Genomic DNA, 14,101 nt, shown 5'->3' on the forward strand with positions numbered 1-14,101 from the left:
CCACAGTGTCCAGCCGACCACGTCACTGGGTTTCTGCTGGAAAAGCGTGCGTGAGCGCAGTAGCCATTATTCCGGCGCGGGGCGGCAGCCAGCGTATCCCGCGCAAGAATCTCAAGCTGTTCAATGGCCAGCCGATGATCGTCTGGTCGATTCGTGCGGCTGTGGCCAGCGGGGTATTTGACCGGATCGTGGTCAGCACCGACGATCCGCAAATCGCCGCCATCGCCCTGGCTCATGGCGCCGAAGTGCCGTTCATGCGTCCCGTCGAGCTGGCCGATGCGTTCACTGGCACCAGCGCGGTCATACAGCACGCAATCGCCGCGCTGGCAGATCAGGGATCGAGCTTCGATTTTGTGTGCTGCATCTATGCCACCGCTCCGCTGTTGCAAGCGCGTTACTTGCGGCAGGGGTTGGAAATGCTGCAGTCCGCTCCGGCAAAATCATACGTCTTCCCAGTGTGCAGTTTTGGCTTTCCGCTGCAACGTGCCTTGCTGATCGAGCCCGACGGCGGGTTGGCGCCGATGTATCCGCAGTTCCGCGAAACCCGTTCGCAGGATCTTCCGGTCGCGTATCAGGACGCCGGTCAATTCTATTGGGGGCGCAGCGACGCCTGGCTGCGCGGCGACGTGGTGTTCTCTGCCCTGAGTCTGCCGATCACCTTGCCGCGCCATCTGGTTCAGGATATCGACACCGAAGAGGATTGGCGCCGTGCGGAGTTTCTCTACGCGGCGCTCAAGGCGGGCGGGGGGCTGGAAGGGTGAGAGTGCTGATTCGTGCCGACGCATCGCTCAATATAGGCAGCGGTCATATTGCGCGGTGCATGGCCCTGGCTGATGTGCTGCGCAATAGCGGGGCAACAGTGCGCTTCGCCTGTCGCCTGCTGTCGGGGCATTTGTCGAGCCGCCTGCAGGCTCAAGGTTATACCGTTTATGGTTTGCCGGAGCGCTACGCGCAGGAGCAACCGGGTATCGACATCGAGGCGTTATTGCCCTGCCAGGAAGATATCAACGCGCTGGCTCAGGCGCTGCCTGCTGAAGAGCGCTTTGACTGGCTGATTGTCGATCACTACGGGCTTGCCGCCGACTGGGAAACCGCCGCGCGTCGATTTGCGCCGCGGGTCATGGCCATCGACGATCTGGCCAATCGCCCTCACGTGACTGATGTGCTGCTTGATCAGAATTGTTCCGGCACGCCCCAAGCCTACGCGCCGTGGATCACCGCCCAGTGCCAGGCGTTGCTCGGGCCGCATTTTGCTCTGCTGCGCGACGAATTCCAGCGTGAACCGATCGAGATCCGGCCCAGGGTCAAGCGTGTCATCGTCAATTTCGGCGGTTTCGACGCCGCCGGCCAATCGTGGATCGCAATGCAGGCTTTGCTGGCTTATCCGCAGCTGGACGTGGATTTCATTGCCGGGATCGACAATCCCGACTGGCTCGCCATGCAGGCGCTGGCTGAAGGACGCCTGAACTGGCGCCTGCAAATTCAGGTCAGCGATTTTTCGCGCTTGATGGCCGAGGCGGATCTGTTCATTGGTGCCGGTGGCGGCACGACGTGGGAGCGCGCCGCGCTTGGGTTGCCGACTATCTGTGTCGCAGTGGCGGCCAACCAGAAAGCTAATGCCGAACAGCTGGCTGAGGCGGGTGCACATCTTTATATCGGCACCCGGGAAAAGGCCAGTGTGCAGACCTTGCGTCAGGCGATTGAGTGCCTTATGCACAATCAGGACCTGCGCCAAAGTCTGGCGTCACAGTCCCGAAAATTAGTCGACGGGAAGGGCGCCCGTCGCGTCGCGGCAGTGCTGAGCGCTGCTGTCCCCGGTTTTAATGCGAGTGAACAGCGATGACAGGTTTCAAGATTGGCTCACGTTCCATCGGCGCGGATGCTCCGCCCTTTGTGATTGCCGAAATGAGTGGCAACCACAATCAGTCCCTGGAACAGGCGCTGCGCATCGTCGAGGCCGCTGCCAAGGCCGGAGCCCATGCGCTGAAACTGCAAACCTATACCGCCGATACCATGACGCTGGATATCGACGAGGGCGAGTTTTTCATCAAAGACCCCGATAATCTTTGGGCGGGATCTTCGCTGTATGCGCTGTACGAAAAAGCGCATACGCCCTGGGAGTGGCATGCGCCGATTTTCGCCCGTGCCAAAGAGCTGGGAATGCTGGCGTTTTCCACTCCGTTTGATGAGAGCGCGGTGGACTTCCTCGAAAGCCTGGATGTGCCGGCCTACAAGATCGCCAGCTTCGAAAACACCGACCTGCCGCTGATTCGCCGGGTCGCGGCGACCGGCAAACCAATGATTATTTCCACCGGAATGGCCAGTATTGCCGAGCTGGATGAAAGCGTGCGTGCGGCGCGGGCGTCGGGTTGCCGCGACCTGGTGCTGCTCAAGTGCACCAGCACCTATCCGGCATCCCCGCAAAACAGCCACATTCGCACCATTCCCCATCTGCGTGAGTTGTTCGGCTGTGAAGTCGGCTTGTCCGATCACACCATGGGTGTCGGCGTTTCGGTGGCGGCGGTGGCGATGGGTGCGACTGTCATCGAAAAGCATTTCACCCTGGACCGCAATGACGGCGGCGTGGATGCCAGCTTTTCCCTGGAACCTGCGGAAATGGCCAGTCTGGTCATCGAAACCGAACGCGCCTGGCAAGGGCTGGGGCATGTGCAGTATGGCGCGACCCTAGCGGAACAGAACTCGCTGCAATATCGCCGTTCGCTGTATGTGGTGCGCGATATGCTGGCCGGCGAAACCTTCAGCAAGGACAACGTGCGCGCCATTCGTCCCGGTCGCGGGCTGGCGCCCAAACATATCGATGCAGTGCTGGGGCGAAAGGCTCGGTGGCCTCTGAGCCGAGGCACGCCTCTGGCGTGGGATAGCGTCGAGTAGGCGGCACATTGACGTGACATCTTGAAGTCGGCAGGTGATTTTCGGCACGCTATCAGCCGTTATTGATGGCATGCTCAGCGGTAAAAGCGCATAAAACTTAGTGACCTATGAGTCACAACGCGCATCTTCACTGTATCGTGCTCGCGGGCGACGACGACGTATGGCTGATTTCACGGTTCTCCGGGATCGGTCAAACCTCCCCGCAGCCCTTTATTCAAGGGCAAAAAAGCCTTCTGATTACAATGCCCCGCCATCGAGCGCGCGGTGATATTCAGCTATTTATTATTGGGAAGCCATGATGATTGGCATAAAAAGCATAGCGAGTTACGTGCCCGCGGCCGGCGTTGACAACTACGCGCAGGGTGCCAAATTCGGCAAGGATGACGAGTTCATTCTGGGCAAGATCGGCTCGGCTTTCCTGCCACGTAAAGAAGAGGCTCAGGAAACTTCCGATTTGTGCGTCGAGGCGGTCAACGCCCTGTTCGCCAACAATCCGCAACTCAAGCGCGAATCCATTGATGTGCTGATCGTCGTCACGCAGAACGGCGATGAAGAAGGTCTGCCGCACACCGCTGCCATCGTTCAGGACAAGCTGGGCTTGTCGACCAATGTCGCAGCCTTTGATATTTCCCTGGGTTGCTCGGGTTACGTCTACGGCATCTATGCGCTCAAGGGTTTCATGGAAGCCACCGGTCTGAAAAACGGTCTGCTGGTTACCGCTGATCCTTATTCAAAAATCGTTGACCCGGAAGACCGCAACACCACCATGCTGTTTGGTGATGCAGCTACGGCCACCTGGATGGGTGAGGACGCCCAATGGCAGCTGGGCAAGGCCAAATTCGGCACTGACGGTTCCGGTGCGCCGCACCTGAAAGTCAGCAATGGCGTGTTCTTCATGAACGGTCGCCAGGTGTTCAACTTCGCGCTGCTCAAAGTCCCGGCGCACCTGCACGAATTGCTCGACGAATCCGGCCTGCAATCCACGGATATCGACGCCTTCTGCATCCACCAGGGCAGCGCGGCGATTGTCGATGCGGTCGCGCGACGTTTCGAGGGCGAACCTGAGAAGTTCATCAAGGATATGCTCGAGACCGGCAATACCGTGTCTTCCAGCATTCCGCTGCTGCTGGAACGGCACGCCATGGATTCAAGCTGGAAGCGAGTCGCCCTGAGCGGTTTCGGCGTGGGCTTATCCTGGGGCTCGGCGATCATTTATCGCCCGTAATCGCATAAAGCAGCAAAAATGGCGCGCAAGGTGAGTTAATCTTGAGCGCTATTTTTTTGCCTTCGTTTCAGGTGAGGCTTCATGACCGACAGCTTTGAGCGCAATGCCGCAGTGCTGCAGAACCGCTGGCCGGATGTCTTTGCCCGCTTGCTGGCAGAAGACGACGTGCTGCTTGAGGTTGAGCTGGTCGAAGGGCGGCAATCGACCCTGAGTCTCAACGGAATTCAGCTTACCAGCCGCCATGACCGAATCGCCGAAGCGCGTTTACAGGCCGCCAGTTTGCCGCCGGACAATGACGTGCTGCATATATATGGCACCGGGCTTGGCGATTTGCAGCGCGTTCTGCTGGAAGAACATGGCGCTGCGCGTTTGCAGGTGCATATCCTCAATAGCGCGCTGTTCGCCCTGGTGCTCAAGTTGACCGATCAGGATGACTGGTTGAGCGACCCTCGCATTGAATTGGGCTATGCCGCAGACCGTCCGGAAATCCAGTTGCCGTTTTTTGCCTTGCCCGCCGAGCTGGAGCTGGCCGACGAACACAATGCGCGTATTCGTGATCGGCTGGTCAGCGAAGTGCACCTGCACTTTAATAATCGCGAATTCGATCCGCAGGCGCCGCAGATTCTGCAGCGCCTTGAGGAGAGTTTCGATCTGGTCAGCCGTGATCCTGACGTTGCCGAGCTGTTCGGTTCGCAATCGGGCCGGGAAATCTTTGTAATTGGCACCGGCCCAAGCCTTGAGCAGCACTTCGACAAGTTGCTGGCCGTGCGTGGTCAGCCGCAGCGCCCGTTGTTCATCTGCGTCGACACTGCTTACCAGCCACTGATTGCCCGAGGTATCCGGCCTGACCTGGTGGTGACCATCGACCAGCGCATTTCTGATCGACATCTACCCGCGGCGGATTCGGCGGGTATCCGGCTGGTTTATCTGCCGTTAAGCGATCCCCAGGTTGTATCGGCATGGCAGGGTAAGCGTTATGTCGGTTTGTCGCCGAGCCCGGTGTATGCGCAACTGCGCCAGCGGGTGCAACGAGGCGTGCTGGCCGCCGGTGGCAGTGTCATTCATCCGGCGGTGGATCTGGCGGTGAAAATGGGCGCGGCGCAGATCACGCTGTTTGGTGTGGACTTCGCTTTCCCGATGAACCAAAGCCATGCGGGCTGGCTTGAGGGAGAGCTGGGGGGGACGGTCGATCAAGCCAGACAGTGGGTGCTCGATGGTCATGGTCAGCGGGTGAAGACCCAGCTCAACTTCCGGCGTTACCTCGGGGAACTCGAGCGCTACATTCAGGCGCATCCACAGGTTCGCTTCTTTACTAGCAGTCGGTCGGGCGCGATGATTGCCGGCACCGTGTTTAATGCAGAGTTCAGCCAATGAACGAGATCGATTTGTGCGTACTCGCCACTGTCGAATGTGCCGGCCGGTTCCGCCTTGGCCGCAGCGTCGAGGCGGCTCTGGATATGCTGGAAGTGTTCGAAACTGCAGCCGGTTTGTTTGAGCGCAGTTCTCCGGCGGTCCGGCAGCAGTGGTCGCAATTGCTGATGGCGATGCTGGCGTGCCAGCAGTCACAGGACTGGTTGGGCCTTGCCGACTACATGCAGTACGAATTAACGGAACTGGTTCACAGTTAATGGCTTGCGGTATCTACGGCGCAGCGGGCGATATATAGAACTTCGCCTGTTTGTCCGCACTCCTGACGCGTTTTTTTAATCTTTACAAATGGTAAAGCCCTTGTTTTCCGGGGAGGTGGCCGCTTGATGGCATTATTTTTATAAATTGCCCTAAAGCAAAGTCCGATCCCGACGATAACTATTACGAAGGTTCTCTGTGCCAACCCGGCTGTTGCCAGGGCCGGAAGCCGCAGCACCCAACCAACGAGGAATTTCATCATGGCTTTAGGCGTAAACACTAACGTTGCTTCCCTCTCCGTTCAGAAGAACTTGGGCAAAGCATCCGACGCTCTGGCAACTTCCATGACTCGCCTGTCTTCCGGCCTGAAAATCAACAGCGCCAAAGACGACGCAGCTGGCCTGCAGATCGCAACTCGCATCAGCAGCCAGATCCGCGGCCAGACTGTAGCAATCAAGAACGCCAACGACGGCATCTCGATGGCTCAGACCGCTGAAGGCGCTCTGCAAGAGTCCACTAACATTCTGCAACGTATGCGTGAACTGGCTGTACAAGCACGTAACGGCACCAACGGCACGGCTGACCAGACTGCGACCAACGCAGAATTCGCTCAGATGTCTGACGAATTGACCCGTATCGCTGCAAGCACCAACTTGAACGGCAAGAACCTGCTTGACGGTTCGGCTGGCACCATGACACTGCAAGTTGGCTCGAACACCGGTACCGCTAACCAGATCGACCTGACTCTGAGCAGCAAGTTCGACGCCGCTTCCATGTCCGTAGACAGCGGTACGCTGGCTCTGACAGGTGCTGACTCCGCAGCAACTGCCTCGGCAATCGACAACGCTATCACCGCAATCGACGCTGCATTGGCAACGATCAACGCCACTCGTGCAAACCTCGGTGCTTCGCAAAACCGTCTGACCAGCACCATTTCCAACCTGCAAAACGTTAACGAAAACGCCACTGCTGCACTGGGTCGTGTACAAGACACTGACTTCGCCGCAGAAACTGCTAACCTGACCAAGCAGCAAACGCTGCAACAGGCTTCCCAAGCTGTTCTGGCCCAGGCTAACCAGTTGCCTTCCGCTGTACTGAAACTGCTTCAGTAATTTTCGGAATGAGTTTTGGCGGAGGAGTGTGCTAGTCGTGCTCTTCCGCTTTTTACGTTGAGGAGGTGTTGGGAATGGACATGAGCGTGAAGTTGGGCTTGTCTTACCAGGCCATCAAGCCGGCGCCAGCTGTAGCTGAGCAAGCAGTCGTCGCTCCTCAAGCAGTTGCGGTGCCTGCGCCGGCGCCTGCTGCGGATTCGTCCGCAAGTAAAGACTCATCGAAGGAATCCGACGCTCAAAAGTCGGAGAAGCTCAAGACAGCGGTACAAGAGATTGAAAAGTTCGTGCAGTCGGTAAGACGCAATCTCGAATTCTCCATTGATGAAGCCTCCGGAGAAATCGTGGTCAAAGTGATCGCCAGTGATACGGGAGAAGTCGTCAGACAGTTACCCTCGGCGGAAGCTTTGAAAATTGCTGACAGCCTTCACAATGCGCACAGCTTGTTGTTTGATGCCAAGGTTTGATGGCATGAATCGTGTAGGTTGTAGTTCTGCGTTGTGTCGTCGTCAAAAGGCCGACGAAACCTGAAGGAGAAGCACATGGCAAGCCCAATCAGTACTTCCACGGGCCTCGGCTCGGGTCTGGCAATCAAGGATATCGTCACTTCCCTGGTTGATTCGGACAAATACGCCAAGCAGACCCAGATCACCAAACAGACCGCGCTGACAACAACCAAGTTGTCCGGTGTCAGTACACTGAAGTCGGCGCTCGATGCGTTCCAGACCGCGATGACTAATCTCGGCAAAACGGATACGCCAGCGTTCAATGGCTTTGCGGCAACTTCCTCTCTTACCGCGAACATTACCGCGACCACTACCAACTCGGCGGTGGCAGGTTCGTATGCGATGGAAGTCACCAAACTCGCGACCAGTTCCAGCGTCGCTTCTGCTTCGTTCGATGCGACTGCAGCTAGTGCTATTCCGAGTGGTACCCTGACTATCACTCAAAATACCACTAACACTGCCTTCGATATCCCGGCGGGCTCCACCTTGCAGCAGGTTCGCGACCTGATCAACGCCAAGACTTCGACCAGTGGCGTATCGGCGAACATTATTTCTGACGGTGCCGGTTCGCGCCTGGTGTTTGGCTCTACCAAGACCGGCGCGGGTACGGATATCACCACCAGCAGCACTATCGCCGGCCTGACGATTGGCTCCGGCGATGTACTTGACCCTAATTCGGCGACAAGTGCAGGCCGGATTGGTGCTGTGGCGGCTGATGGCGAGATGTTGATCGGTGGTCTGAAGGTCACCAGTTCCACCAACACCTACACCACGGCGCTGACGGGTGTGTCCATCACGGCGGTTGCGGTTGGCAAGTCCACGGTCACCGTGGCAGGCAACACCGACGGTTTGAAAACATCGTTGCAGACGTTTGTCGATGCGTACAACAACGTGGTCAAGACCATCAACTCCCTGACCAAGGCCACCGCTGATGCCAACGGCGACCTGACCGTGTCGGCGGCAATGACCGGCGACTCCTTGCCGCGCGATCTGCTGGCCGCCTTGCGTGAGCAGCTGATCACGCCTGGCCCTGGCAGCAAGTTGTCGACCCTGGCGCAGTTGGGTATCCAGACTGCCCAGTCCGGCGGTACGCTTACATTCGATGCCGGCAAGTTCACCAAGGCAATGAACGACAAAAACCTGGGCAGTGAAGTGCAGCAAATGTTCTCCGGCACTAACGCGGAAAATGGCTTGCTGGCGCGTATGAAGAAAGCCATCGAGCCGTATAACAAAACCGGCGGTACGCTCGACGAACGCACCAAATCGCTGAACAAGACCAGTACCGATCTGAAAGCGCAGCAGACTGCTCTCGATATTCGTGTAGCTAACCTGACGTCAACGTTGACGGCCAAGTACAACGCAATGGATTTGCTGGTCGGGCAGATGAAGTCGACGCTGTCGAGCATCACCTCGTTCTTCGATACTCTGAATGCTCAGGCATCCGGCTGACATTCACTGAGTCATCCAGCCCGGCTGCGATTAATCGCACGCCGGGTTTTTGGCTTCTGGTCTAAAGTTTTCCGACAGTGCGTCGATACATTGTATATACGAATTCTTCCAGCTTTGACGAGGTTGATCATGAACCCGATGTTAGCCCTTCGGCAGTACCAGAAAGTGAATGCCCATGCGCAAACGTCCGAGGCCAATCCTCATCGTCTGGTGCAAATGCTGATGGAAGCCGGGTTGGATCGCATTGCTCAGGCCAAGGGTGCCATCGGCCGCAAGGATATTCCTGCAAAAGGTGTACTGATCGGCAAGGCGATAGAAATCGTCGGAGGCCTGCGTGAAGGCCTGGATATGGAAAAATCGGCTGATACGCTGACCCGTGTGGACAACCTGTACATCTACATGATGCAGCGCCTGGCTGAAGCCAATATAAAAAGCGATCCACTGATCCTCGACGAAGTCAGCAGCTTGCTGGGCACCGTCAAGGAAGGCTGGGACGCAATCGCTGCTCACTAAGCTGTGCTGAGGAGACCAACATGAGTGCTGCACTCAAGCGTATCGAAGAGACCAAGGAAGCACTGGTAGGCGCTTTGGCTGAGCGTGACTGGGATGCAATTGGCAAATTGGACCTGGCGTGCCGCGCCTGTGTGGACGACATGATCAGTGAAGCGACGCCGAATGCGCCGGAACTGCGCAGCAATCTGGAAGAGCTGCTGACGGTCTACCGGCAGCTGATCGACACTGCAACCGACGCGCGTCAGTCAATCGTCGACGAGATGTCGCAGATCCAGCAAGCGAAAAACGCGGCGAAGGTTTACCATCTGTTCGGTTGAAGCTTGTTGATCGAAAAGAAGTGCGCCATAAATTTGACTGTGTACGGTTTTTTGACTTAACTAGTGATGTTTGCCATTTTCTGGCGTCTCAGTACTCGTACCGGCTGAGAATTGCCAAGCTTGCCCTATTGGGGCATAGAGTTGACTAGGGAAGTTGCTATTGCATGTGGCGTGAAATCAAGATTCTGCTGATCGATGACGATAGCCAGCGCCGCCGTGACCTGGCGGTCATTCTTAATTTTCTTGGCGAAGAAAATTTGGCCTGCTCCAGCCAGGACTGGCAACAGGTTGTCGGCTCTCTGACCTCTACCCGAGAAGTGCTTTGCGTGCTCGTTGGCAGCGTAAGCGCGCCTGGAAGTCTACAAGGGCTTCTTAAGACAGTGGCTGCATGGGATGAGTTCCTTCCTGTCTTGCTGATGGGCGAAAATTCTTCCGTGGACCTCACTGACGATTTGCGTCGGCGCGTGCTTTCCTCCCTGGAAATGCCGCCCAGCTACAGCAAATTGCTCGACTCCCTGCACCGTGCCCAGGTCTATCGTGAAATGTACGATCAGGCCCGTGAGCGCGGTCGTCATCGTGAGCCCAATCTGTTTCGCAGTCTGGTCGGTACCAGCCGTGCGATTCAGCATGTGCGCCAGATGATGCAGCAGGTTGCCGACACGGACGCCAGCGTGTTGATCCTCGGTGAGTCCGGGACTGGCAAGGAAGTCGTCGCACGCAACCTGCACTACCACTCCAAGCGTCGCGACGCACCGTTTGTGCCGGTCAACTGTGGCGCGATTCCAGCCGAATTGCTGGAAAGCGAACTGTTCGGTCACGAGAAGGGCGCCTTCACCGGGGCGATCACCAGTCGTGCCGGGCGTTTCGAGCTGGCCAACGGCGGCACGCTGTTCCTCGACGAAATCGGCGACATGCCGCTGCCGATGCAGGTCAAGCTGCTACGGGTTCTGCAAGAGCGCACCTTTGAGCGCGTGGGCAGCAACAAGACCCAAAGCGTCGATGTGCGGATCATTGCCGCAACCCACAAGAATCTTGAGTCGATGATCGAGATCGGTAGCTTCCGTGAAGACCTTTACTACCGTCTGAACGTGTTCCCGATCGAAATGGCGCCGCTGCGCGAGCGGGTCGAAGACATTCCCTTGCTCATGAACGAGTTGATCTCGCGCATGGAGCACGAAAAACGCGGCTCAATCCGTTTCAACTCCGCTGCCATCATGTCGCTGTGTCGTCATGGCTGGCCGGGCAACGTGCGTGAATTGGCCAACCTGGTGGAGCGCATGGCGATCATGCATCCCTATGGCGTGATTGGCGTCGCCGAGTTACCGAAGAAATTCCGCTACGTCGATGACGAAGACGAACAACTTGTCGACAGTCTGCGCAGCGATCTCGAAGAGCGCGTGGCCATCAACGGTCATACGCCGAACTTCGCGTCCGGCGCGATGTTGCCGCCGGAAGGCCTGGACTTGAAGGACTATCTGGGTGGGCTGGAGCAAGGCTTGATCCAGCAGGCACTGGACGACGCCAACGGTATTGTCGCGCGCGCAGCCGAGCGTCTGCGGATTCGTCGTACGACCCTCGTCGAGAAAATGCGCAAATACGGCATGAGCCGACGTGAAGGCGATGAACAGGCAGATGATTGACGCTTGTTGAATCGCGAAAAAATCAAACCTCTGAATTTTCAGGGGTTTTTTTTCGGCACGAGGATTGCTAAGTCTCTTGGAACATACCGTTTAATGACGGTTCGCCACGCGAGAGATGACTTATGCCCCACGCCGCCAAGATGACCCCTGACCTTGCCCATGCAGTGCTGCCGTCCCTTGAGCTGGAAAGTCGTCAGGGGCTTGAGCAGGCGTTTTCACTGTTCAATCAGATGTCGGCGCAGCTGACGGATTCCTACAGCTTGCTGGAAGCGCGGGTCACCGAGCTCAAGGGCGAACTGGCAGTGGTCAGCGCGCAGCGCATGGAGGAGCTGGCGGAGAAGGAGCGTCTGGCGTATCGCTTGCAGAATCTGCTCGACCTGCTGCCTGGCGGGATCATCGTGATCGATGGCATGGGCAGGGTGCGCGAGGCCAATCCGGCGGCCATCGATTTGCTCGGGCAACCACTGGAGGGCGAGCTGTGGCGGCATGTCATCAGTCGCTGCTTTGCTCCGCGCGAAGACGACGGCCATGAAGTTTCCCTCAAGGATGGCCGTCGCCTGTCCATCGCCACCCGCTCGCTGGACGCCGAGCCGGGTCAGTTGGTGCTGCTTAACGACCTGACAGAAACCCGCCATCTGCAGGATCAACTGGCGCGTCACGAGCGCTTGTCGTCGCTGGGCAGGATGGTGGCCTCCCTCGCACACCAGATTCGCACGCCGCTGTCCGCCGCTCTGATCTACGCCAGTCATTTGACCGAGCAGGAACTGCCGCTGGAAACCCAGCAGCGCTTTGCCGGCCGACTTAAAGAGCGACTGCATGAGCTTGAACATCAAGTGCGGGACATGTTGGTGTTTGCCCGTGGCGAATTGCCGCTGACTGACCGACTCACGCCGCAGCAGCTCTTCGCTGCATTGCAGGACGCTGCGTTGACGCACACTCAGGATGTGCAGGTGCGCTGGCAGTGCGACCCTTCGGAGGGTGAGTTGCTGTGCAATCGCGACACGCTGGTGGGCGCGTTACTGAATCTGATCGAAAACGCGGTGCAGGCTTGCGCCGGTCAGCCGCGCTTGAAAATCCATGCCTACAGTCGAGGCAACACGCTGCGGCTGTGCGTCAGTGACAACGGCAGCGGTATTGACGCTGCCGCTCTGGCGCATATCGGCGAACCCTTTTTCACCACCAAGACCACCGGCACCGGCCTTGGCCTGGCGGTGGTGACGGCGGTCACTCGCGCCCATCGCGGCGCTGTTCAGTATGCCTCGCGGGTGGGTCGTGGCACTTGCGCGCTGGTCACCTTGCCTTTGATGAGTGCGCCATCCGGCGTCGTGGACAATAACTGATGACGATCAAAGTGCTTTTGGTTGAAGACGACCGTGCGTTGCGTGAAGCGCTGGGGGAAACCCTGGAATTGGCCGGGCATGAGTATCATGCCGTCGGATCGGCTGAAGATGCCCTGGTCGCCGTCGCGCGTGAGCCGTTCAGTCTGGTGATCAGCGACGTCAATATGCCAGGCATGGATGGTCATCAGTTGCTCGGCCTGCTGCGCGCCCGCCATTCGCAATTGCCCGTGCTGCTGATGACCGCGCATGGCGCGGTCGAGCGCGCCGTGGATGCAATGCGCCAGGGTGCGGCGGATTATCTGGTCAAACCTTTCGAGCCCAAGGCCATGCTGGCGTTGGTCGCCCGCCATGCGTTGGGGCGTCCTGGCCCGGATGACGGCGCTGGGCCGATCGCGGTCGAACCGGCCAGCGCGCAGCTGTTGAACCTGGCCAGTCGCGTGGCGAAAAGCGATTCCACGGTACTGATATCCGGCGAATCAGGCACTGGCAAGGAAGTGCTTGCGCGTTACATTCACCAGCATTCGCCCCGTGCCGACAAGCCCTTCATCGCCATCAACTGCGCGGCGATCCCGGACAACATGCTCGAAGCCACGTTGTTCGGCCATGAGAAGGGCTCGTTCACCGGTGCCATCGCGGCACAAGCCGGCAAATTCGAACAGGCCGACGGCGGCACTATCCTGCTTGATGAAATTTCCGAAATGCCCATGGGCCTGCAGGCTAAATTGCTGCGAGTGCTGCAGGAGCGCGAAGTCGAGCGTGTAGGTGCGCGCAAGCCAATCACTCTGGATATTCGCGTGTTGGCAACGACCAACCGTGATCTGGCCGGGGAAGTTGCAGCCGGTCGGTTCCGTGAAGATCTGTTTTACCGGTTATCGGTATTTCCGCTGGCCTGGCAACCGTTGCGCCAGCGAACCGCCGATATTCTGCCGCTGGCCGAGCGTTTGCTGGCCAAACACGTCAATAAAATGAAACACGCAGCGGTGCGCTTGTCTGCCCAGGCGCAGGCATGTCTGGTGGGTTACGCTTGGCCAGGCAATGTCCGCGAACTGGATAACGCGGTGCAACGAGCGCTGATTCTGCAGCAGGGCGGCATCATTGAAGCGGAAGATTTCTGCCTTGCGGGGCCAGTCTCCTGCGCACCGCTGCCAGCGCTGAACGTCGCCACTGCGCCGGTTTCGCCAGTTATCCAAGGGGCTGCATCGGGCGATGGGCCTGGTGGCGATGGGGGCAGCGCGTTAGGTGATGATCTGCGTCGGCGCGAGTTTCAGATGATTATTGACACCCTGCGTGCCGAGCGCGGTCGTCGCAAGGAAGCTGCCGAGCGGTTAGGCATCAGTCCGCGGACGTTGCGCTACAAATTGGCGCAGATGCGCGATGCCGGCATGGATGTCGAAGGTCATTTATTTGCGACGTAACATTCGCGCTACAAAAGTCATTCACTCTGTACGCAGCCCTGCCGCCCAGCGTAGCCGGGGTTTTCAACC

14 protein-coding genes are annotated in these 14,101 nt (G+C 58.2%); all 14 read left to right on the forward strand.

Features of this window, described 5'->3' with window-relative positions:
- Window positions 1-50: 50 nt before the first annotated feature.
- The 14 genes from pseF (at window position 51) to AABC73_RS08550 (ending at window position 14,032) form a co-directional block, all read left to right on the forward strand.
- Window positions 51-761: a pseudaminic acid cytidylyltransferase gene (gene pseF / locus AABC73_RS08485; RefSeq protein ID WP_341523201.1), complete on the forward strand. Its 711-nt coding sequence runs from the start codon at window positions 51-53 to the stop codon at window positions 759-761.
- A gap of 2 nt (window positions 762-763) precedes the next feature.
- Window positions 764-1,843 (forward strand): UDP-2,4-diacetamido-2,4,6-trideoxy-beta-L-altropyranose hydrolase, encoded by a 1,080-nt coding sequence (gene pseG / locus AABC73_RS08490; protein ID WP_341523202.1) that lies wholly within the window; start codon window positions 764-766, stop codon window positions 1,841-1,843.
- Complete coding sequence (gene pseI, locus AABC73_RS08495) at window positions 1,840-2,892, forward strand: pseudaminic acid synthase (RefSeq protein WP_341523203.1); 1,053 nt, start codon at window positions 1,840-1,842, stop codon at window positions 2,890-2,892. Before pseG ends, pseI begins: the two co-directional genes overlap by 4 nt.
- A gap of 298 nt (window positions 2,893-3,190) precedes the next feature.
- A complete protein-coding gene (locus tag AABC73_RS08500; RefSeq protein WP_341523204.1) occupies window positions 3,191-4,117 on the forward strand; it encodes a ketoacyl-ACP synthase III in 927 nt (308 codons plus the stop codon).
- A gap of 81 nt (window positions 4,118-4,198) precedes the next feature.
- Window positions 4,199-5,491, forward strand: coding sequence for a 6-hydroxymethylpterin diphosphokinase MptE-like protein (locus AABC73_RS08505; protein WP_341523205.1), 1,293 nt, complete (start codon window positions 4,199-4,201; stop codon window positions 5,489-5,491).
- The gene (locus AABC73_RS08510; RefSeq protein ID WP_341523206.1) at window positions 5,488-5,745 is read left to right on the forward strand and encodes a hypothetical protein; all 258 of its coding nucleotides are present in this window, start codon (window positions 5,488-5,490) and stop codon (window positions 5,743-5,745) included. Before AABC73_RS08505 ends, AABC73_RS08510 begins: the two co-directional genes overlap by 4 nt.
- A gap of 258 nt (window positions 5,746-6,003) precedes the next feature.
- Window positions 6,004-6,855, forward strand: coding sequence for a flagellin domain-containing protein (locus AABC73_RS08515; protein WP_341523207.1), 852 nt, complete (start codon window positions 6,004-6,006; stop codon window positions 6,853-6,855).
- 74 nt (window positions 6,856-6,929) lie between these two features.
- Window positions 6,930-7,319, forward strand: a complete 390-nt coding sequence (locus AABC73_RS08520) for a flagellar protein FlaG (RefSeq protein ID WP_341523208.1) — start codon at window positions 6,930-6,932, stop codon at window positions 7,317-7,319.
- Between the two features lie 75 nt (window positions 7,320-7,394).
- Complete coding sequence (gene fliD / locus AABC73_RS08525; protein WP_341523209.1) at window positions 7,395-8,807, forward strand: flagellar filament capping protein FliD; 1,413 nt, start codon at window positions 7,395-7,397, stop codon at window positions 8,805-8,807.
- A gap of 129 nt (window positions 8,808-8,936) precedes the next feature.
- Window positions 8,937-9,320: a flagellar export chaperone FliS gene (gene fliS, locus AABC73_RS08530; protein ID WP_020290741.1), complete on the forward strand. Its 384-nt coding sequence runs from the start codon at window positions 8,937-8,939 to the stop codon at window positions 9,318-9,320.
- A gap of 20 nt (window positions 9,321-9,340) precedes the next feature.
- Entirely contained in the window at window positions 9,341-9,637 is a 297-nt protein-coding gene (locus AABC73_RS08535) for a flagellar protein FliT (protein WP_341523210.1), read from the forward strand.
- 164 nt (window positions 9,638-9,801) lie between these two features.
- Entirely contained in the window at window positions 9,802-11,277 is a 1,476-nt protein-coding gene (gene fleQ / locus AABC73_RS08540; RefSeq protein WP_341523211.1) for a transcriptional regulator FleQ, read from the forward strand.
- 140 nt (window positions 11,278-11,417) lie between these two features.
- Window positions 11,418-12,617 (forward strand): ATP-binding protein, encoded by a 1,200-nt coding sequence (locus AABC73_RS08545; protein ID WP_341524195.1) that lies wholly within the window; start codon window positions 11,418-11,420, stop codon window positions 12,615-12,617.
- Window positions 12,617-14,032, forward strand: coding sequence for a sigma-54 dependent transcriptional regulator (locus AABC73_RS08550; RefSeq protein ID WP_341523212.1), 1,416 nt, complete (start codon window positions 12,617-12,619; stop codon window positions 14,030-14,032). The genes AABC73_RS08545 and AABC73_RS08550 overlap by 1 nt, the downstream gene beginning before the upstream one ends.
- Window positions 14,033-14,101: the final 69 nt, after the last annotated feature.

Origin of the sequence: Pseudomonas sp. G.S.17, assembly GCF_038096165.1 — a bacterium.
Taxonomy (GTDB): Bacteria; Pseudomonadota; Gammaproteobacteria; order Pseudomonadales; family Pseudomonadaceae; genus Aquipseudomonas.

Coding starts and splice junctions, on each gene's coding strand:
- fleQ (WP_341523211.1), top strand. CDS start 9,802: ATGTGGCGTGAAATCAAGATTCTGCTGATCGATGACGATAGCCAGCGC.
- AABC73_RS08505 (WP_341523205.1), top strand. CDS start 4,199: ATGACCGACAGCTTTGAGCGCAATGCCGCAGTGCTGCAGAACCGCTGG.
- AABC73_RS08510 (WP_341523206.1), top strand. CDS start 5,488: ATGAACGAGATCGATTTGTGCGTACTCGCCACTGTCGAATGTGCCGGC.
- pseI (WP_341523203.1), top strand. CDS start 1,840: ATGACAGGTTTCAAGATTGGCTCACGTTCCATCGGCGCGGATGCTCCG.
- AABC73_RS08535 (WP_341523210.1), top strand. CDS start 9,341: ATGAGTGCTGCACTCAAGCGTATCGAAGAGACCAAGGAAGCACTGGTA.
- AABC73_RS08545 (WP_341524195.1), top strand. CDS start 11,418: ATGACCCCTGACCTTGCCCATGCAGTGCTGCCGTCCCTTGAGCTGGAA.
- AABC73_RS08520 (WP_341523208.1), top strand. CDS start 6,930: ATGGACATGAGCGTGAAGTTGGGCTTGTCTTACCAGGCCATCAAGCCG.
- AABC73_RS08500 (WP_341523204.1), top strand. CDS start 3,191: ATGATTGGCATAAAAAGCATAGCGAGTTACGTGCCCGCGGCCGGCGTT.
- AABC73_RS08550 (WP_341523212.1), top strand. CDS start 12,617: ATGACGATCAAAGTGCTTTTGGTTGAAGACGACCGTGCGTTGCGTGAA.
- fliS (WP_020290741.1), top strand. CDS start 8,937: ATGAACCCGATGTTAGCCCTTCGGCAGTACCAGAAAGTGAATGCCCAT.
- AABC73_RS08515 (WP_341523207.1), top strand. CDS start 6,004: ATGGCTTTAGGCGTAAACACTAACGTTGCTTCCCTCTCCGTTCAGAAG.
- fliD (WP_341523209.1), top strand. CDS start 7,395: ATGGCAAGCCCAATCAGTACTTCCACGGGCCTCGGCTCGGGTCTGGCA.